Annotated in this window: 20 protein-coding genes and 1 pseudogene; 9 read left to right on the plus strand and 12 right to left on the minus strand. The window is 71.4% G+C overall.

All coding sequences use genetic code 11. The annotated features are described in order from the left end of the window. Positions 1 to 8: 8 nt before the first annotated feature. Positions 9 to 1,991, minus strand: coding sequence for a diguanylate cyclase domain-containing protein (locus tag ACTWP8_RS04425; protein WP_443320974.1), 1,983 nt, complete (start codon positions 1,989 to 1,991; stop codon positions 9 to 11). Between the two features lie 639 nt (positions 1,992 to 2,630). Between ACTWP8_RS04425 and ACTWP8_RS04430 the strand changes: the two genes are divergently transcribed. Next, entirely contained in the window at positions 2,631 to 3,356 is a 726-nt protein-coding gene (locus tag ACTWP8_RS04430) for a lysophospholipid acyltransferase family protein (RefSeq protein ID WP_443320826.1), read from the plus strand. A gap of 90 nt (positions 3,357 to 3,446) precedes the next feature. Here ACTWP8_RS04430 and ACTWP8_RS04435 read toward each other — a convergent pair whose 3' ends face one another. The 8 genes from ACTWP8_RS04435 to ACTWP8_RS04470 form a co-directional block, all read right to left on the minus strand. Next, positions 3,447 to 5,108: an alpha/beta hydrolase gene (locus ACTWP8_RS04435; RefSeq protein ID WP_443320827.1), complete on the minus strand. Its 1,662-nt coding sequence runs from the start codon at positions 5,106 to 5,108 to the stop codon at positions 3,447 to 3,449. A gap of 108 nt (positions 5,109 to 5,216) precedes the next feature. Then, positions 5,217 to 5,993, minus strand: a complete 777-nt coding sequence (locus ACTWP8_RS04440; protein ID WP_443320828.1) for an urease accessory protein UreD — start codon at positions 5,991 to 5,993, stop codon at positions 5,217 to 5,219. After that, positions 5,990 to 6,772: an urease accessory protein UreG gene (ureG, locus tag ACTWP8_RS04445; protein ID WP_443320829.1), complete on the minus strand. Its 783-nt coding sequence runs from the start codon at positions 6,770 to 6,772 to the stop codon at positions 5,990 to 5,992. Before ureG ends, ACTWP8_RS04440 begins: the two co-directional genes overlap by 4 nt. Positions 6,773 to 6,808: 36 nt before the next feature. Next, on the minus strand, positions 6,809 to 7,582 hold the full coding sequence (locus ACTWP8_RS04450; protein WP_443320830.1) for an urease accessory protein UreF: 774 nt from the start codon (positions 7,580 to 7,582) through the stop codon (positions 6,809 to 6,811). A 17-nt stretch (positions 7,583 to 7,599) separates the two neighbouring features. Beyond that, the gene (locus ACTWP8_RS04455) at positions 7,600 to 9,321 is read right to left on the minus strand and encodes an urease subunit alpha (protein ID WP_443320831.1); all 1,722 of its coding nucleotides are present in this window, start codon (positions 9,319 to 9,321) and stop codon (positions 7,600 to 7,602) included. Then, positions 9,314 to 9,625 (minus strand): urease subunit beta, encoded by a 312-nt coding sequence (locus tag ACTWP8_RS04460; RefSeq protein ID WP_443315112.1) that lies wholly within the window; start codon positions 9,623 to 9,625, stop codon positions 9,314 to 9,316. Before ACTWP8_RS04460 ends, ACTWP8_RS04455 begins: the two co-directional genes overlap by 8 nt. 15 nt (positions 9,626 to 9,640) lie before the next feature. Then, a complete protein-coding gene (locus ACTWP8_RS04465) occupies positions 9,641 to 9,943 on the minus strand; it encodes an urease subunit gamma (RefSeq protein WP_443320832.1) in 303 nt (100 codons plus the stop codon). Positions 9,944 to 10,151: 208 nt separating this feature from the next. Further along, positions 10,152 to 10,778, minus strand: a complete 627-nt coding sequence (locus ACTWP8_RS04470) for a TetR/AcrR family transcriptional regulator (protein ID WP_443315114.1) — start codon at positions 10,776 to 10,778, stop codon at positions 10,152 to 10,154. Between the two features lie 107 nt (positions 10,779 to 10,885). Between ACTWP8_RS04470 and ACTWP8_RS04475 the strand changes: the two genes are divergently transcribed. After that, positions 10,886 to 11,899, plus strand: a complete 1,014-nt coding sequence (locus tag ACTWP8_RS04475) for an ABC transporter permease (protein ID WP_443320833.1) — start codon at positions 10,886 to 10,888, stop codon at positions 11,897 to 11,899. Between the two features lie 162 nt (positions 11,900 to 12,061). Here the strand turns inward: ACTWP8_RS04475 and ACTWP8_RS04480 are convergent, their stop codons facing one another. Then, the gene (locus ACTWP8_RS04480; RefSeq protein WP_443320834.1) at positions 12,062 to 12,370 is read right to left on the minus strand and encodes a type II toxin-antitoxin system Phd/YefM family antitoxin; all 309 of its coding nucleotides are present in this window, start codon (positions 12,368 to 12,370) and stop codon (positions 12,062 to 12,064) included. Positions 12,371 to 12,451: 81 nt separating this feature from the next. Between ACTWP8_RS04480 and ACTWP8_RS04485 the strand changes: the two genes are divergently transcribed. The 4 genes and pseudogenes from ACTWP8_RS04485 (at position 12,452) to ACTWP8_RS04500 (ending at position 14,763) form a co-directional block, all read left to right on the plus strand. Continuing rightward, positions 12,452 to 13,087, plus strand: a complete 636-nt coding sequence (locus ACTWP8_RS04485; protein WP_443320835.1) for an ATP-dependent Clp protease proteolytic subunit — start codon at positions 12,452 to 12,454, stop codon at positions 13,085 to 13,087. Positions 13,088 to 13,093: 6 nt separating this feature from the next. Next, positions 13,094 to 13,402: a hypothetical protein gene (locus tag ACTWP8_RS04490; RefSeq protein ID WP_443315118.1), complete on the plus strand. Its 309-nt coding sequence runs from the start codon at positions 13,094 to 13,096 to the stop codon at positions 13,400 to 13,402. Between the two features lie 503 nt (positions 13,403 to 13,905). Next, a pseudogene (locus ACTWP8_RS04495) lies at positions 13,906 to 14,029 on the plus strand (NlpC/P60 family protein); the annotation flags it as partial. A 326-nt stretch (positions 14,030 to 14,355) separates the two neighbouring features. Continuing rightward, a complete protein-coding gene (locus ACTWP8_RS04500; protein WP_443320975.1) occupies positions 14,356 to 14,763 on the plus strand; it encodes a C40 family peptidase in 408 nt (135 codons plus the stop codon). A gap of 16 nt (positions 14,764 to 14,779) precedes the next feature. Here ACTWP8_RS04500 and ACTWP8_RS04505 read toward each other — a convergent pair whose 3' ends face one another. Beyond that, on the minus strand, positions 14,780 to 15,451 hold the full coding sequence (locus tag ACTWP8_RS04505) for a LysE family translocator (RefSeq protein ID WP_443320836.1): 672 nt from the start codon (positions 15,449 to 15,451) through the stop codon (positions 14,780 to 14,782). Between the two features lie 72 nt (positions 15,452 to 15,523). On the opposite strand from ACTWP8_RS04505, the gene ACTWP8_RS04510 reads away from it, so the two are divergent. Then, on the plus strand, positions 15,524 to 16,441 hold the full coding sequence (locus ACTWP8_RS04510; protein ID WP_443320837.1) for a LysR family transcriptional regulator: 918 nt from the start codon (positions 15,524 to 15,526) through the stop codon (positions 16,439 to 16,441). A 59-nt stretch (positions 16,442 to 16,500) separates the two neighbouring features. On the opposite strand, the gene ACTWP8_RS04515 is transcribed toward ACTWP8_RS04510, so the two are convergent. Further along, positions 16,501 to 16,929 (minus strand): ATP-binding protein, encoded by a 429-nt coding sequence (locus ACTWP8_RS04515; protein WP_443320838.1) that lies wholly within the window; start codon positions 16,927 to 16,929, stop codon positions 16,501 to 16,503. 257 nt (positions 16,930 to 17,186) lie between these two features. Here ACTWP8_RS04515 and ACTWP8_RS04520 point away from each other — a divergent pair, with 257 nt between their 5' ends. Next, a complete protein-coding gene (locus tag ACTWP8_RS04520; protein ID WP_443320839.1) occupies positions 17,187 to 18,095 on the plus strand; it encodes a helix-turn-helix domain-containing protein in 909 nt (302 codons plus the stop codon). After that, positions 18,058 to 18,321: a DUF397 domain-containing protein gene (locus ACTWP8_RS04525; RefSeq protein ID WP_443320840.1), complete on the plus strand. Its 264-nt coding sequence runs from the start codon at positions 18,058 to 18,060 to the stop codon at positions 18,319 to 18,321. Before ACTWP8_RS04520 ends, ACTWP8_RS04525 begins: the two co-directional genes overlap by 38 nt. Positions 18,322 to 18,359 lie beyond the last annotated feature (38 nt).

Here is an 18,359-nt window from a genome sequence, read left to right on the forward strand (position 1 = left end):
GGTGCCTGCTATCGGTCTCTTGTACCCCGGGAAACACAGGAACCGTTGTCGGCAGGAGTGGAACCCGGACTTTCACTGCTGTACGTCTGCGGCTGGTGCACCTCAATGCGTCCCCTGCCTGCGGCCTTCGCCGCGTACATCGCCAGGTCGGCTCTGCGCATCAATTCATCGGGGGTGGTCTCCGGGGTGGCCACCGCGATTCCGATCGAAGCCGCGACCACCGCCTCGGTACTGCCGATGCAGTAGGGCTTCGACAGTGCGGACAACAGCCGCTCGGCCACCTCCCGCGTCCGGGACCCACACAGCCCCGCCTCCCCCTCCAGCAATGCGGCGAACTCGTCCCCACCGAGGCGGGCAACGGTGTCCCCGGCGCGTACCGCGGCCTGCAGCCGCAGCGCGGCCTGGATGAGCAGCTCATCGCCCACCGCGTGACCCGCCGAATCGTTGACCGACTTGAAGCCGTCCAGGTCCAGGAAGAGCACTGCGGGCGGGGCACGGTGGGCCGATCGCTTGGCCAGAGCGTGCTTGAGCCGGTCCGCGAACAAAGCACGATTGGGTAGGCCGGTCAACGTATCGTGGAACGCCAAATGCTCCAGCCGCGCCTGCAGCGCAGCGCGCTCGCTCACATCCCGGCTATTGATGATCAATCCATTGGCGTGGCGGCTGATCGTTGACTCGGTGTGGCGCCATTGTCCGTCGGCCGCCCGAATCCGGCAGGACACGCGGCGGCTGGGACTGTGGCTGCTGAGTTCGCCTTCCTCCCGCAGCTTCCCCATGGTATTCGTCAGCGGCGCCACGTCGTCGTGATGGATGAGCAGGGCCAGGTGGGTGCCGAGCAGATCCTCAGGTCGGTACCCGAAGACCTGTCGCACCGACGGACTGATATAGAGCAGGACACAGTCCTGTCCGGCAATAGCGATGACGTCACTCGAACTCTGGACGAGAGTACGGAAGTGGTCCTCACGGACGGCAACCTCTCGCGCAAGGCATAGATTCTCGGCGTGCGCGACACCCGCACGCACGCTCAGTGCCAACAGTACGGAGCCCCCGACGAGCAGCGTGACTGCATCGAGGCGGCCACCGGCCAAGAGGTGCGCCGCCACGGCAACCGCACAAACGACTACGGGGACGAACGCAGCCACCACTCCAGCCACGGGCAGCTGCCGCCGGTGGACCCCAAGGGCGCTGCCGCCGCCAGGCATCCACGGCGCTGCGGCGATGAGGAACATACCGGTCATCGAGCATGTCTCCGTGAGGGGGATCGTGGTCGCGACCACAGGCTCGGTCGAGAAGATGCGGAGCATGTCACTCACCGCGAAGAGGGTGAGACCAACCGCTCCGAAGTTGACCGCTGCGCGTTCCCCCGGCCGCATGGCGAACCGCATGACCAGCAGCAGTCCCAGGACGAGGATGTCCGCAACCACACGGCCGAGATCGGACAGTGCTCTGAGCACGTCGCCGCCCAAATCCGCCCGATGCAAAAGGAACACCCAGCCGAGCGTGAACAGCGATCCAGCGATCATCCAGCCGTCGAGGAGCCGGCGCAGCCAGATCAGCACCATGCCGCCTTCGCTGGCCGCGACGACCAACGCAGCCACGCCCATACCGAGCGCGATGGCGATTCCCGCCACGGCCAGCATTTCGATCGCCCGATAGAGCACACCCGTGGACGACTCCAGCAGCGCGGTGAGTTGGCGCAGCACAAGCTCGTGCACGCCGGCCGCACCCGTCGATACACCGAGCAACGTCAGGCGCAGCCGCACCCGCCCCGTGGCCGTTCGCGCACGCGCCAGGAGGGAGAAGGCAGCGACACCGTGCGCGGCGGGCACCCCGACATCCGCCACCAGCAGTGCCGAGTGGGCAAATCGCCCGCCCACGGCGGCAGCGATCGCGGAGCCGATACAGATGGCCTGGCCAGCTCCGGCCACATACGGCCAGCTGCTGCGTAGCTCCCCCTGTGGCGAACCATCACCGTCAGCACACCTCAGCACCAGACGCAACGCGAACTCCCCGAGACGGTCTCCGGCTCAGATGCCTCATCCCCGAACCTCGACGGCGGAGGAGGGGACGGCAAAAAAGTAGAGCGCTCCATTGCCTTATCGGGATGCGCGATTCCTCGTTCACCTGAAATAACGACAGATGCCTGCCCGACGGGGTACCGGCGAGGTCTGGATGGTAAGGGCCGGTGGCGGTCGCTACCTCCGTAGGGAGTCGGCGACACGGATGCACGGGCTGATGGAGAGGGCGGTGCCCTCCGGCGAGCGCGCCGCCCGCGAAGTCCTCGCCGCCGCCTGAGCTCGACTGCGCGCCGTCCCGCGAGCCACCGTCCTCCCTGGCAGTGCGCGGCCAGTCCCGAGTCTCGCCAGGCCCTCGCATCGGCGGTGGTGCCGGGACCGGGCGGGCAGCGGCCATAGACTGGCATGAGGCGCGCCGGGAGCATCGCTACTCTCCGCTATGCGGCCAGGTCAACTGACACACACTCAGAAAAGTCAGCAAAGAGTCAGCATGAGTCCAACCAGGCATGGTTACACCCGACCGCACCTGCGCATACACTGACGGTCCCCGAGATGCCCTATGACCTGCGAGAATGCAGCTAGAGAGCCGATCCGGCAGGGTGAGGAGCGCTCCCCGTGTTCTACTACGTGCTCAAGTACGTGCTCCTGGGGCCGCTGTTGCGGCTGCTGTTCCGGCCGCGGATCGAGGGCCTGGAGCACGTGCCGGAGGAGGGGCCGGCGATCGTCGCGGGTAACCACCTGTCGTTCTCCGACCACTTCCTGATGCCGGCGATCCTGCCGCGCCGGATCACCTTCCTCGCGAAGGCGGAGTACTTCACGGGGCCCGGCCTCAAGGGCCGGCTCACCGCGTTCTTCTTCCGCAGCGTCGGCCAGATCCCCGTCGACCGCTCCGGCCGCACGGCCGCCCAGTCCGCGATCGCCGAGGGCCTGGGCGTCCTGGGGAAGAACGAGCTGCTGGGCATCTACCCCGAGGGCACCCGGTCGCACGACGGGCGCCTCTACAAGGGGCGGGTGGGCGTGGCGGCCATGGCGCTCAAGGCGGGCGTCAAGGTCGTGCCCTGCGCGATGGTCGGCACCTTCGAGATCCAGCCGCCCGGCCGCGTCGTCCCCCGTATCGGGCGGGTGACCATCCGCTTCGGGGAGCCCATGGACTTCTCCCGCTACGCGGGCATGGCCGACGAGCGCGCGGCGCTGCGCGCGGTGACCGACGAGATCATGTACGAGATCCTGCGGCTGTCCGGGCAGGAGTACGTCGACCGGTACGCCACGGATGTCAAGGCCGAGCAGGCGGCCAAGGCCGCGCAGAGGGCACGGCACAGGCCCCGCCTCCTGCGCCGCTGACCGGGGCACCACCGCGTTGTGGGCATTCGTTCCTCCCCCAGCTACCGCTGGGGGAGGAACGAACGAATGCCCACACCCCGGCCGTACGCCTCAGCGCATGGCGGGCAGGTCCGCGGCGTCCGCCTTCGCCTTCGCGGCGGAAGCGGCCGCGGCCCGCTTCGGCGTGGCGTGCGGCGCGCACGTCACGTCCTCACCGTCGACCGTGCCCTTCAGCAGGTAGGCGTTGACCCGGTCGTTGATGCAGGAGTTGACCAGGCCGGTGACGCCGTGGGAACCCGCGTCCTTCTCCGTGATCAGACGCGAGCCCTTGAGGCGCTGGTGCAGCTCGACGGCGCCCTCGTACGGGGTGGCGGCGTCGCGCTCGGACTGCACGATGAGCACCTGCGGCAGGCCCTTGCCCGTACGAACCTCGAGCGGCGTGTGCTGCGGGCCGCCCCAGGTGGCGCACGGCAGGTTCAGCCAGGCGTTGGACCAGGTCAGGAAGGGGTGGTCGCGGTGCAGCCGGGTGTTGTCCCGGTCCCACTTCTTCCAACTGGTCGGCCACTTGGCGTCCGCGCACTCGACCGCGGTGTAGACGGCGTTGCCGTTCTCCGAGGCGGTGTTGCCCGCGGTGTCGGACATGTCCGGTCCTGCGGCATCGACGAGCGCCTGCTCGTCACCGGCGAGGTACTTGCTCCAGACGCCCGCCACCGACGCCCACGCGGAGTCGTAGTACGGGGCGCTCTGGAAGAAGCCGAGCAGCTCGGCCGGGCCCACGACCCCGCCGATCGGGCGCTTCTTGGCCTTGGCCCGCAGCTGCTCCCACTGCTGCTGGACCTTCTCCGGGGTGTCGCCGATGTGGTAGGTGGCGTCGTTCTTCGCGACCCACGCCTTCCAGTCGTTCCACCGGGTCTCGAAGGCCACGTCCTGGTCGAGATTGGCCTCGTACCAGATCTTCTGCCGCGACGGGTTGACCACGCTGTCCACGATCATGCGGCGCACGTGGCCCGGGAAGAGCGTCGCGTAGACCCCGCCGATGTACGTCCCGTAGGAGACGCCGAGGTAGTTGAGCTTCTTCTCGCCGAGCGCCGCCCGGATGACGTCCAGGTCGCGCGCGGTGTTCGGGGTGGTCATGTGGGCCAGCATGGCGCCGCTGCGGTCCTTGCAGCCGTCCGCGTACTCCCTGGCCAGCTTGCGCTGGGCCTGCTTGTCGGCCTCGCTGTCGGGCACCGGGTCGAGCTTGGGCGCCTTGACGAACTCCTGCGGGTCCATGCAGGAGATGGGCGCCGAGTGGCCGACGCCGCGCGGGTCGAAGCCCACGAAGTCGTAGGCCTTGGCGGTCTTCTCCCACAGCGGGTTCTTGGTGGTCACCCGGAGCGGGAACCGCATGCCCGAACCGCCGGGTCCGCCGGGGTTGTAGACGAGGGAGCCCTGGCGCTCCCCCGCCGTACCGGTCGAGCGCGCCCGGTCAACGGCGATCTCGATCGTACGGCCGTTCGGCCTGGCGTAGTCGACGGGGACGGTGACCCAGCCGCACTGGACGGGCTTGGGCAGCCCCCAGTCGGCTGGACAGTCCTTCCAGTCGATGCCCTCCTTCGCGGCTCTGGCCGCGGCGAGGCGGACGCCGAGCGCCTCGGCATCACGGGACTGCAGCTTTCCTTCGGTGCTTCGGTCGGTGGTTCCGGCGCTTGCGCTCGGCGCTGCGAAGGCGCCGGCGATCAGCGTTCCCGCTATCAGAGTGCCGGCGGAACCGAGCACCGCTGTGCGTTTCACGATGTTTCCCCCTGCTGGGTACGCCACTTGAGGCGGCGATGATCACAGAGCTTGCAGGAGGATCCTTTCGCTTCCGCGCCTCGGAGCGATAGAACATGCGGTCGTTCTTTACCAAGACGACAACTTGACGGCCGCATCGAGGAGTCGGCGCAGCCGCAGGGCATCGGGGGCGACGGCGGTGGCGAGCGTGGCGGGGCCGGTGAGCGGAGCGAGGACGGCCTCGCCCTCGGCCGGGTCGCCGTCGAGCACCTGGGCCTCGAGCGGATGGTCCGAGAACTCCGGGCAGACGACCAGCAGTTGGCCCGAGGCACGGTGCCCGGCGAGAACGGCCGGGCCGTCCCAGCCGGGTGCGCCAGGCCCGTAGGAGGTCTCCTGGTCGAGGAGCAGCCGGCCGCCCACGCGCAGGGTGAGGCGGCTGGTGAGCCGTCCCGGCCGCTCCCCCGCGCGGCCGAGGACCTGCTCCTCGCGCAGGACGAGGCGGGCGGTGGGAGCGAGGTCGACGCGGGTCGTCATGCGCAGGTCGCTGCCGTGGGCCGAGATCAACGGCTCGGGCAGCCAGCGGAGTTCCGCTCCCTCCCCCACGGTCAGGTGCACGTCGTACGTCGCGGGTCCGGCGGCGCCCCGGCCTGGGAGGGCGACGGTCGCAGCGGCCGCCGTCACCCGTAGCGAGGCACCCGGCTCGGCGGTGGCGTCGATGCGCAGCCGGTCCCCGCCGAGCGGCGCGCTCATGGCGCCGATGACGCAGACGCCTGCCTCGGCTCCTTGCGCGCGGACGCGGCGCAGCGCGAGCGGGCCCTCGCCTTCGAGGACGGGGAGGGCGGTGCCGCCGCGCCCGTCGGGGGCCGCGGTGATCCGGGCGGTGGCCCGTACGGCCGTGGCGTTCACGCCGGGTTCGCGGGCGCGGGGTCCGCGGGCGCATGCGCGGGCGCCGCGTGCGCGGTTGCCTGGTCGGCAGTTGCCGGATCCGCGGTTGCCGGGTCCGCGGTCCAGGCGGCGAGCCGTTCGCGCACCCAGTCGGCGACAGGCTTCACGCCGTCCTCGGCGGCGAGGGAGGTGAAGGCGACGGGGAGTTCGCCGCGCTGGGCCCCGGCGTCACGCGCCATGCGGTCGAGGTCGGAGCCCACGTAAGGGGCGAGATCGGTCTTGTTGACGACGAGCAGGTCGGACGTGGTGACGCCGGGCCCGCCCTTGCGCGGGATGTCGTCGCCGCCCGCGACGTCGATGACGAAGATCTGGGCGTCGACCAGGCCCTTGGAGAAGGTGGCGGTGAGGTTGTCGCCGCCGGATTCGACGAGGACGAGGTCCAGCGGCCCGACGGCTTCTTCGAGGTCCTCGACGGCCTCGAGGTTCGCGGAGATGTCGTCCCGGATGGCGGTGTGCGGGCAGGCGCCGGTCTCGACGGCGGTGATGCGCTCGGGGGCCAGGACGGCGTTGCGGAGCAGGAACTCGGCGTCCTCGCGGGTGTAGATGTCGTTGGTGACGACGGCGATGGACAGCTCGTCGCGGAGGGTGCGGCACAGTGCCGCGACGGTCGCGGTCTTGCCGGATCCGACCGGGCCGCCGAGGCCGATGCGCAGGGCGCGGGGCGTACCGTCGGGCCGCCGGGCGGCAGGGGCGCTGTAGGTGTGCCGCTGAGGAAAGGCCTCCGCGTGGTCGAGGTGCATGGCGGCTCCTTCAGTCGTACGTGGTCGGGGCGGCGGCTAGGAGGCGAAGAGGCGTACGGGCCAGGCGGCGTGCCGCTCGGCGGCGATGTCGAGCAGCGGGGCCGAGGTCGCAGGCAGGGCGTCGACGCCTTCGAGCAGCGCGCGGCCGGCGGCGTCCGCGGCCTGCTGAGCGACGCCGTCGAGCTCCGGGGCGAGCCGGGCGAGGACGGCCGTGGCCTGAAAGGGATCCAGCCCGAGGAGCCGTACGGCCGCGGTGGTGGGTCCGCTGACCGATTCGTACGCGGCGGTGTGCGCGGCGTCGCCCGGCACCAGGTCGGCGGCACGGGCGGCGACGCCGAGGACGACGGGCTGGTGCGCGCCGCGCGGCCGGGCAGCGGCGAGTGCGTCGAGCTCGGGGCACGGCCAGGCCGCGCGGGCGGCGCGCATCATCTGCCGCCCGAGCCGGCGGGCCGTCGTACGCAGCGCGGGCACGGGGGTGCGCGCGTCCGCGGCCTCGTCCAGCACGAGCGGGTCGAGCCCGGCGGCCGCGGCGGCCGCGAGACCGGCGGCGACGAGCCCTGCGGTGTGCAACCTGCCGCGGCAGAAGTCCTCCAGGGATGCGGCGTCCCTGATCCGCCCCGCCCCGACGGCCGCCTCCGCACCCCCGGAGTGGGCGTGTCCCCCGGCGGGGAACCGGCCGTCCGCGAGCACGAGGAGCGCTGCGCGGGCGGCGGGACGTCCCGTGACACCGGCAGCTGCTCCGGGCGGACACGGGTCCGTGGCCGGAGGCCCGGGGGCCTCCGGCTTACGGATGTCCGGTGGAGTGGTCATCGTGCGTTCGGTGGCCGTCAGAAGAGGAAGTACCGCTGGGCCATGGGGAGTTCCGTGGCGGGGGCCGGGTCGACGGGGTCGCCGTCGATCGTGACCGTGAAGCTGTCGGGGTCGACGGCGACGCGCGGGCAGGCGTCGTTCTCCCGCATGTCGGCCTTGCCGACACCCCGCGTGCTGCGGATCGCCGCGAACCGCTTCCCGAGGCCGAGCCGCTCCGGCAGGTCGTCCTCGATGGCCGCCGGAGCGACGAAGTTGAGCGAGTTCGCCGCCGGGGCCCGGCCGATCCCGCCGAACATCGGCCGGGGCATGACCGGCTGCGGCGTGGGGATGGACGCGTTGGCGTCGCCCATCTGCGCGTACGCGATCTGGCCGCCCTTGATGACCAGCTGCGGCTTGACCCCGAAGAAGGCCGGATCCCACAGCACGAGGTCGGCCAGTTTGCCGGTCTCCACGGAACCGATCTCGTGGTCCAGGCCCTGGGCCACCGCCGGGTTGATGGTGTATTTGGCGACATAGCGACGGGCACGGTGGTTGTCGGCACGCCCGTCGCCGGGAAGTGCTCCGCGGCGCCGCTTCATCACATGCGCCGTCTGCCAGGTGCGCAGCACGACTTCGCCGACCCGCCCCATGGCCTGGGAGTCCGAGGAGATGATCGAGATGGCTCCGAGGTCGTGCAGGACGTCCTCGGCCGCGATGGTGCTCGGCCGGATCCGGGACTCCGCGAAGGCGAGGTCCTCCGGCACGGCCGGGTTCAGATGGTGACAGACCATCAGCATGTCGAGGTGCTCCTCGACGGTGTTGACGGTGTGCGGACGCGTCGGATTCGTCGAGCTGGGCAGCACATGGGGCTCGGCGACGACGGTGATGATGTCCGGCGCGTGCCCGCCGCCCGCGCCCTCCGTGTGGTACGCGTGGATGGAGCGGCCCGCGATGGCGGCGAGGGTGTCGCCGACGAAGCCGGCCTCGTTGAGCGTGTCGGTGTGGATGGCCAGCTGGGCGCCGGTCTCCTCGCACACGTCCAGGCAGGCGCTGATGGCCGCAGGGGTCGCGCCCCAGTCCTCATGGATCTTGAAGCCGAGCGCCCCGCCGCGCAGCTGGCTGTGCATGGCGTCGCGGGAGACGGTGTTGCCCTTGCCCAGCAGCCCGACGTTGAGCGGGTAGGCCTCCATCGCCTCGAACATCCGGGCGAGGTGCCACGGCCCCGGAGTGATCGTGGTCGCCTTGGTGCCCTCGGCCGGTCCCGTACCGCCGCCGACGAGCGTGGTGATCCCCGCGGCGAGGGCCTCGTCGGCGATCTGCGGGCAGATGAAGTGCACATGCGCGTCGATGGCGCCCGCGGTGAGGATCTTGCCGTTGCCCGCGATGACTTCGGTCTCGGGACCGATGACGAGGTCGGGGTGTACGCCGTCCATCGTGTCGGGGTTCCCGGCCTTGCCGATGCCGGTGATCCGGCCGTCGCGGATCCCGATGTCGGCCTTGACGACGCCCCAGTGGTCGAGGACGAGGGCGCCGGTGATGACGGTGTCGGGGGCTCCTTCCGCGCGGGTGGTCCTGGCCTGTCCCATCGATTCGCGGATCACCTTGCCGCCGCCGAAGACGGCTTCGTCACCCGCGGAGCCGGGGCCTCCGGCCAGGTCCCGCTCGATCTCCACGACGAGGTCGGTGTCGGCGAGCCGGACGCGGTCGCCCGCGGTGGGCCCGAAGAGGTCCGCGTACGCGGCGCGGGACAGTTCAGCCATCGAGCGGACCTCCGGTCTCGCCGCGCAGGCCCGCCACGATCCGCAGGCCTCCGATCGGTACGAGCTCGACCTCGGCGGGGATGCCGGGTTCGAAGCGGACGGCGGTGCCGGCCGCGATGTTCAGCCGCAGGCCGCGGGCGGCGGCGCGGTCGAATTCCAGGCCGGGGTTGGCCTCGGCGAAGTGGTAGTGGGAGCCGACCTGTACGGGCCGGTCGGCCGCGTTGAGGACGGTGATACGGGTGACCGGGCGGCCGGCGTTGAGGGCCACGGGCCCGTCCCCGTACAGCACCTCTCCTGGGATCATGCGCGCACTCCCCCGTCAGGCGATCGGCTGGTGGACGGTGACGAGCTTGGTGCCGTCCGGGAAGGTCGCCTCGACCTGGACGTCGTGGATCATCTCGGGGATGCCGTCCATGACGTCGTCGCGGCTGAGCACCTTGCGCCCGGAGGACATCAGCTCGGCGACGGTACGGCCGTCCCTGGCGCCCTCCAGGATGTACGCGGTGATGAGGGCGATCGCCTCGGGGTGGTTGAGCTTCACCCCGCGGGCCCTGCGCTTCTCGGCCACGTCGGCGGCCACGTGGATGAGCAGCCGTTCCTGCTCGTGCGGGGTCAGTTGCACGCTTCGCACCTCACAGTCGTCGACACTCCCGTCCGCAGGGGCGGCAGCCGCCCGGCGGCGGCCGGGCCGGGCCCGGGACGCGGGCCCGACGCGTCGCGGAAGAAGGTGTACCACACAGCCGGTGGCGCCGGCCCGTTGGCGCCACCTGCGCCTCCGGTCGTTTTGCGCCCTTGTGCGCGCAGGCTAGTTCCGCGGAGTTTCGGCAGCGTTAACTCGTACGGTCCCGGCCCATGGACATGACCCCGCGCAGTCCGTCCTGGAGGACCTCGACGCCGACCTCGCCGAACAGCGCGCGCTGGGCGATGAAGCCCTGGACGGTGCCGATGAGGGTGCGGGCCACGTGGTCGGCGGGGACGTCGGCCCGTACGATCCCGGCCTTCTGGTAGCCCTCGACGACCTCGACCCAGGAGGCCCGCAGGGCGATGTAGCCCTCGTGGAGGGTCTCGGCGAGCTGCTCGTTGCGCAGGGTCTCGGCCCACACTTGAAGAATCAGGCGCGGGAAGGCGGACTGGTCGTCCACCGGGGTGCCGGCCGGGCCCGCGTAGACCTGGCGCAGCACGCGGCCGAGGATCACGTCCGGCAGTGGCGGCGGGGTCTCCCGGGCGGCGTCCGCGAAAGCCGCGCGGATGGTGGTGAAGGCCTCCTCGGCGATGGCCGCGATCAGCTCCTCCTTGCTGCGGAAGTAGCGGTAGACCGCGCCCGCCGAGAGACCGGCCTCGCGCAGCACGTCCTGCATGGACGTGGCGTGAAAACCGTTGCGGGCGAAGCAGCGGGCGGCGCCGTCGAGGATCTGGCGGCGGCGGGCGTCGAGGTGCGCCTGGGATACGCGGGCCATGCACCCAAATTAAAACGAACGTTCATTCTTGACAAGGCCTCGCCTCCGACAGGACAGTGGGGGCAACAAAAACGAACGATCCTTCTCTTTGAATCGAGGAGTCCACCATGTCGGCTACAGCTGCCGCGAAGCCACCTGCTCCCCCGGCCCGGCGGATACTTGCGGTGATCGTGCTGGTGCCGGTCGTCGTCACCCTGGCCCTATGGGCCTTCGCCTGGCCCGCGGCCCGCGTCGCGCCCCGCGACCTGCCCGTCGGGCTGGCCGGGCCGGCGTCCGCCACCGCACCGCTTCAGCAGCAACTCGAGCAGCGGGACGGCGCGTTCGACCTGCACCGCTACGCCGACGAACCCGCAGCCCGCACCGCGATCGAGGGCCGCGACGTCTACGGCGCCGTGGTCGTCACCCCGCAGGGCCCGAAGCTGCTGACCGCCACGGCGGCGAGCCCGACCGTGGCCCAGCTGCTGCACGACGCGGTGTCGCGGCAGATCCCGCCCGGCACGGAGCTGCGGACGGACGACGTGGTGGCCGCGCCTGCCGCCGACCCGCGCGGCGCGGCCCTGGGGTCCAGCGTGCTGCCGCTGGCGCTCGCGGGTGTCGCCTCCGGAGCCATCGTGACGCTGCTGGGGCTGCGCGGTCTGCGAGCCGTGACGGCACTGGCGGGTGCCGCGGCGCTGGTCGGCCTGGCGGGAACCGCGATCGCCGACAGCTGGCTCGGCATCATCACCGGCGACTGGTGGGTGGAGGCCGGCGCGCTCGGACTGACCGTGCTGGCCGGGAGCTCCGCGGTCGCGGGGCTGGCGGCACTGCTGGGGCCGGCCGGTATCGGCCTCGGCGCGCTGCTGGTCGTCCTGCTCGGCAACCCCTGGTCCGGTGTGACGTCCGCGCCGCAGCTGCTGCCGGAACCGGTGGGCGCGATCGGTCAGTGGCTGCCGCCGGGCGCGGGCGGCACCCTGATCCGCTCGGTGGCCTTCTTCGGCGGCAGCGGCGCGGGGACGGCGGTGACGGCTCTCGCCATCTGGGCCGCGCTCGGGCTGACCGCTGTGGTCCTGGGCGGGCTGCGCGGCCGCAAGCCCCCGACGCCCGTGGAGCAGGAACATCCGCTCCCCGAACCGGTGGCCTGAGGGCGGGTCCCGACCGGGGCACCCGGAGCGGCCGTACGCCATCCGCTGTAGCGGACGGATGGCGTACGGCCTTCAGCATGTCCGGGGTGGTGTCCGGGGGCGGGTGTCTGGCCCGGGTGCCCGGCCCGGGTGTCCGGGGTCGGGCCCCCTCCGGCCCTGCCCCTAGCGCTCTCCCCGCCGCGGACGCGGCCGGTCGCCGGTGTCCGGGCTGCGGTGCTCCGCCGCGATGCCGAAGCGCCGCCGTTCGCCCGCAGCGGACGCGCCGGGGCGGACCGCCGAGACCGTGCTGATCACCCGCTCCTCGGCCCCAGCCTCGGACTCTTCGAGTTGCTGCAGGTCAGCGGCGGAAACCAGCGCCACAAGGGGTTTTCCGTGGCGCGTCACGACGACCCTCTCCCCGCCGTAGACCACGCGGTTGATCAGGTCGGCCAGCTCGGCACGGGCTTGCGTCACCGGAATCTCGTAGGCCATGCTCCCCATCATAACGGGATGTACGTCCTGTACATTTTTAACAGAGCCTTCGATGAGAGGCCTGACGGGAGAGGTGCAGTGATGGACCGACCGACCGCCCGCTACGTCCTGCCGGAGTTCACGGAGCGCACCACCTCCGGAATCCGCACCATGGACCCGTACTCCAAGCTCCTCGACGAGCGCATCATCTTCCTGGGCACGCAGATCGACGACGTCTCGGCCAACGACGTCATGGCGCAGTTCATGCACCTCGAACACGCCTCCCCCGACCGGGACATCTCGCTCTACATCAACTCCCCCGGCGGCTCCATGACCGCGATGACGGCCATCTACGACACGATGCAGTTCGTCAGTTGCGACATCGAGACCATCTGCCTGGGCCAGGCCGCCTCCTCGGCCGCGGTGCTCTTCGCGGCCGGGACTCCGGGCAAGCGGCTGTTGCTGCCCGGCTCCCGGGTGCTCATCCATGAGCCGGCCTTCTCCGAGCCCGTCCGGGGCCAGGCCAAGGATCTGGAGATCCAGGCCAGGGAGATGCTGCGGATGCGGGACATGCTCGAGGAGATGCTCGTCAAGCACACCGGGCAGCCGCCCGAGCGGATCGCCGCCGACATCGGGCGCGACAAGATCTTCGAGGCCGAGGAGGCGGTGGCGTACGGGCTCGCGGACCGGATCGTGCAGAGCCGCAAGCAGGCGAGCACTCCGCTCGGCGCGAGGTGAGCCGCGGTGCTGCCGCCAGAACTTCCCCCGCTGCCCGCCCTCACCCGGGCCGAGTGCGACCTCGTGGACCGCTACTTGGAGGTGCTCGACCTGCTGGGGCGCATCAATCCGGCCCGGTCCAGCGACACGTACGGCGGGCTGCGCGCGGCCCAGGCCCTCGTCGGCAAGGCCGTCGCACTGCGGGATGCGCTGACGCTGATGCACGAGCGCGGTGAGAGCGTGGTGCACACTCAGACGCTGGCGCGGGCGCTGCGGGTGCTGGACGGGGAGCGCCGTGCGGCCCGTGTCACCCTGCCGCCCGTGCCGCGGAGTTGATGGCCCGTCACTCGGCAGGCCCACCGTACCGCCGAACGTGTACGACCAATCGACGTACCGTCAAGTCGACACAGGGCATTGATCGACTTGCGGCCCGGCCGTCGGGGTCCGCCCGCCACGGGACGCTTCCCCGCTGGTACGAGGCCTGCCGGGCCGTCACGTCTGCGCGACAAAGCATCCATAGACCCCCGAATGCCTTAAATGTGATCAAGACCACATGAAGGGGTTTCGACTCGGAAATCGGCCCGTCGGTGCGTGACGATCCGTGAGACGACAAGCCCCCGCCACCGCGACGGGGCGGTCCGGGCGGACGCCGAGTCCTGCCGCCGCACGGATGTCCGGTCGACAGAGTGGATCGGCAGGAGTGGAGGACCCGAGCAGTGCGGGGCGCGCTGGGAACACCGGCCGCTCCTTGGGGTGAAGCCGCAGCCGCGGCCGGGCATTCTTCGCCTGCCCGAACCCGACAGGTCACCCTTCACAGGCGGCTGACGAAGGGTTTGCGCATGACCGCGCACACACAGGTCCCCTCTCTGCTCGGCCGGGCCGGCGCCGCCTCGGCCCTGACACTGGCCGCCGTCGGCGGCTCGCTGCTGGCACCGGGCGCCGCGGTGCCGGCGTATGCGGCCCCGCCGCCGTGGCCGGAGTTGTCCCAGGTCCAGTCCGGCACGGCCGATCCGGCGGCCGCCGATTCCACCGCCCCGATGCCCGGCACCGAGCCGGAACAGACCGATGCGCCCCCGACGGGCGACGGGCCGTCCCTCCTCCCCGGGAGCGAGCCACCCGCCGCGGAGCCGCCCGAGGGCAAGCCACCAGAATCCGTGCCGGGGACGCCCGGTACCAGACCCGACGCCGCGGCACCTTCCGCCGAACCGGAAACGCCGGGCGCCAAGCCGCACAAGTCCGGAGAGCAGGCTGCCGCGCACCGTCCCAAGGCGCCGCACACCAAGCCACACATCAAGCCACACGCCAAGCCGCACGCCAAGAAGAAGAAAGCGCACGCGAAGAGGACAACCTCGCTGGGAGCCGAGGCCCTTCGCGTCGCCTCCGCGAAACGCGGCGCCCCCTACCGATACGGAGGCTCAGGACCGGGAGGCTTCGACTGCTCGGGGCTGACGGCCTACGCGTACAAGTCCGTTGGGAAGAAGCTGCCGCGCACGGCGGTGGGCCAGTACAACTCGACCCGCCGCGTCCCCGCCTCCGCCCGGCGCCCCGGTGACCTCGTCTTCTTCGGCGCCGGGCGCGGCGTCTACCACGTAGGCATGTACGCGGGGAACGGGAAGGTCCTGCACTCCCCCAAGGCCGGTTCCGTCGTACGGCTCGACCCGATCTGGTCCCGCGACGTCAGCTACGGCCGGGTCTGAGGCATCAGGCCATATGTCAGACCGTCAGCGGCTCCAGCAGCAACAGCAGTCCGAGCGCCGCGAGCACCGCCCCGGTGACGAGCTCCAGTCCACGAGCCGTACGGGGCCGCCGTAGCCGCCCGCCGAGCCGGTCGACGAGGAGCGCGACGGCCGGGAACCACACCAGCGCGATGGCCACGACCACCACGGCCAGCAGCAGGGTGCGCGGCAGAGCGGGCGCACCGTCCGGCACGAACTGCGGCAGGAGGCTCAGGAAGAGGACCGGCGCCTTGGGGTTGAGGGCGTTGGTGAGGAAGCCCTGCCGCAGGCTCGTGCCGATGCCGCCGCTCGCGGGTCCGCCCACCACACCGTCCTTCCCGGGTCCGCCCGATCCGCGGACCTCGGGCTCCGCGGCGTCGAGCGGACGGCGTACTGCCGGGAGCAGGATCCGGCCACCCAGCCAGAGCAGATACGCCCCGCCGAGAACCTGAACGGCGCGGAAGAGCGCGGGCACGGCGATCAGCACCGCCGCGAGCCCGGCGACCGCGAGTGCGGTGTGCACCAGCAACCCGCCGGCCACCCCCACCGCGGCGGCCACTCCGGCGCGGCGCGAGCCGAGCGCGCTGCGTACGACCACGGCGAAGTCGGCACCGGGCATGGCCACCATGCCGGCGGCGACCCCGGTGAAGGCGATCAGCTCTCCATCCATGTCGTCAGCCTGGACCAGCAGAGCCCTTAGTGTGTATTGGGAATTTTATTGCTGGGGCTAAAGGAATGCTTAATGTACGACGCCACGCGCCTGGCCGCCCTGGTCGCGGTCGCCGAGGACGGTTCGATCACCCGTGCCGCCGCCCGGCTCGGCTATACCGCGCCCGCTCTGTCCCAGCAGCTCGCGAAGCTCGAGCGGGAGGCGGGCGCCGCGCTGCTCGTACGTCATCACCGCGGCACGCGAATGACGGCCGCGGGCGAGCTGCTGGCCGCGCGGGGCCGGCGGGTGCTGGACGAGATGGACCGGGCGCGGCACGAACTAGCCCGGCTGGCCGGGCTGTCCGGGGGCCGGTTGCGGGTGGGCACGTTCACGACCGCGGGGGTCCACCTGCTCCCGCCGGTACTGAGCGCGTTCCGCCGGGCGCACCCGCAGGTGGAGCTGAGCGTGGCGGAGTACGAGCCGCCGTCGGGCGAGTCGGCTGTGGCGCGCGGGGACGTGGACCTCGCCCTCACCCACGCCTACGAGCCCGCTGCCCGGGTGGCGCTCCCCTCGGGCGTCGCGGCCGAGCCGCTGCTGGTCGAGGAATTGGTGCTGGTGACCGCCCCAGGCCACATGCTGGCCGAGGGCTCGGGGCGGCTGCCGCGGGCGGAGTTGGCGGGGCAGCCGCTGATCAGCATGGCGCCGTCCCATCCACCCCGGCAGGGGGTGGAGGCGCTGCTGGCCGCGTCGGGCGCGACGCCCGCGGTGGTCCTGGAGACGCCGGTTTACGCACTCGTGTGCGCGCTGGTCAGTGCGGGTCTCGGGGTCGCCGTGGTACCGGAGATGGTGGCCGGGATGTCCGCGACGCCGCTGGGCGTGCGGCGGCTCGACCCGCCGGAGATGCGACGGACGATTTCGTTGGTGCACCGGCCGGGCGAGCCGGATCCGGCGGCGGACACCTTGCGGGCCCTGCTGCGCGGCAGCTTCGGCCGTACCGGCGGGGCGGGCTGACGGTCGGGGCGGCCGGGCCGCGGTGCGGACGGGCGACCATGGCCCGCGAGCCGTGGCGGTCAGGGCGCGGGGACCGTCCACGGGAGGGCGATCCAGACCGTTTTGCCGCCCTCCGCAGTCGGTGTGACGGAGAGTTTGCCGCCGGATTCCGCGGTGAGCCAGCGGATGATGACCATGCCCCGGCCGTTGTCCTGCTGCACCGCGGCGGGCAGCCGCTTCGGGAGGCGCGGGTGGCTGTCGGTGACGCCGATCCGCAGCTGCTCGTCGCGGTCCAGATGGACGTCCACGGTGAAGGTGGGCGACTGGCCGAGGGTGTGCAGGACGGCGTTGGTGGCGAGTTCGGAGACGATGAGCCGTACGGTGTCGGCGGCTTCGGCGCTCTCCGGGAGTCCCCATTCGGCGAGGACGTCGGTGACGTATCTGCGAGCGGCGGTGACCGAGGCGGGGTCGCTCGGGAGGGTGACGGATGCTTCATGGTGGTCTGCCATGGCGGACACTGTCCCTTTCCCACCGAGGCCCGGGGTCCGACGCGTAGCGCGATGGGGAGATGAGGTCGGAGTCGGCTTCGGACGGCTGCTTCGCCCAGAGTGCCACCGAAGTTGCCCATGGCGTGGGCGATCCACCAGGTTGTGCATATATCTGTCGCTCGAAGCGGTGAACTCTGCTACGGAAGACCGTATTTGGGCGCACACTGGCGCACGGGCCCGGGGAAGCGCCGACAAGCGGCCGACCGCAGGGAGGAGCCATGCAGCACGGTCCCGCGGTGCGCCGCCGCAAGCTCGGGGAAGAGCTGCGGCGCCAGCGCGACATCGCCGGTCTGACGAGCGGCGAGGCGGCCCGCCTGGCGGGCTGGCACCAGTCGAAGGTGAGCCGGATCGAGACCGGTCGCAGCGGAGTGAAGTCCACGGACGTGACGCGGCTGCTGGACGTGTACGGCGTGACGGACCGCGAGTTGCGTGCGCTGCTGGCGGCGCTCGCCAACTCCGATGCGAACGGCGGGCAGCGGGCGTGGTGGCACGCGTACCGCGAGCTGCTGCCCTCCGCGTACCGGGACTTCATCAGCCTGGAAGCGGAGGCGGTACGGGCCAGGACGCTGGAGACGCTCGTCGTGCCGGGGCTGTTGCAGACGCCTCGCTACGCCCGTGTGGTGACCCGGGCCGCACTCGCGGAGCTTCCGCAGGAGCGGGTGGACGAGCTGGTGGAGGTGCGGATCGCGCGGCAGGACGTGCTGCGGGGCGACCCGCCGCTGGAGCTCCACGCGGTGCTGGACGAAGCGGTGTTGCGGCGGGAGGTCGGCGGTCCCGAGGTGATGGCGGAGCAGCTGCGGCACCTGGTCGAGGTCGGCTCGCTGCCCCAAGTGCGGCTTCAGGTCCTGCCGTTCGCCCACGGCGTGCACATCGGAGTCACAGGTCCTTTCGTTATCTTTTCCTTTCCGCTCATTGCTGATCTGGATGTTGTCGTTCTCGACCATTTGACGAGTAGCCTCTACCTCGAACGGAAAGAAGACCTCAGGGCGTACAGCGATGCATTCGACACGCTGCGGGGGAGCGCCCTCCCGTGCGAGGACTCGTTGGCTTTCATCGCCGCGATCGGCGATGGCTTGAGGAGGCGGAAGAATGCTCACCCCCCACACCCGGTACATAGCCTGCAGTGACCATCTGCCCGGCGTCCGTTGGCGGCGCAGCAGCCGCAGCACCGGCATGAACAACTGCGTCGAAGCGGCCGTGCTCGCGTCGGAACAGCCGCCCGTGAACGGGGCTTTACGCGTGGCCGTGCGCGACTCCAAGAACACCGCCGGGCCCGCGCTGCTCTTCTCCCCCGCCGCGTGGTCGTCGTTCGTCGACGCCGTGCGTGCGGGGCGGTTCGACGGCAAGAACTGAGCGCGCGCAGCCGAACGCGCGGAGCTGAGCTCCGAGCC

The organism is Streptomyces sp. 7N604 (assembly GCF_052245475.1).
Classification (GTDB): domain Bacteria; phylum Actinomycetota; class Actinomycetes; order Streptomycetales; family Streptomycetaceae; genus Streptomyces.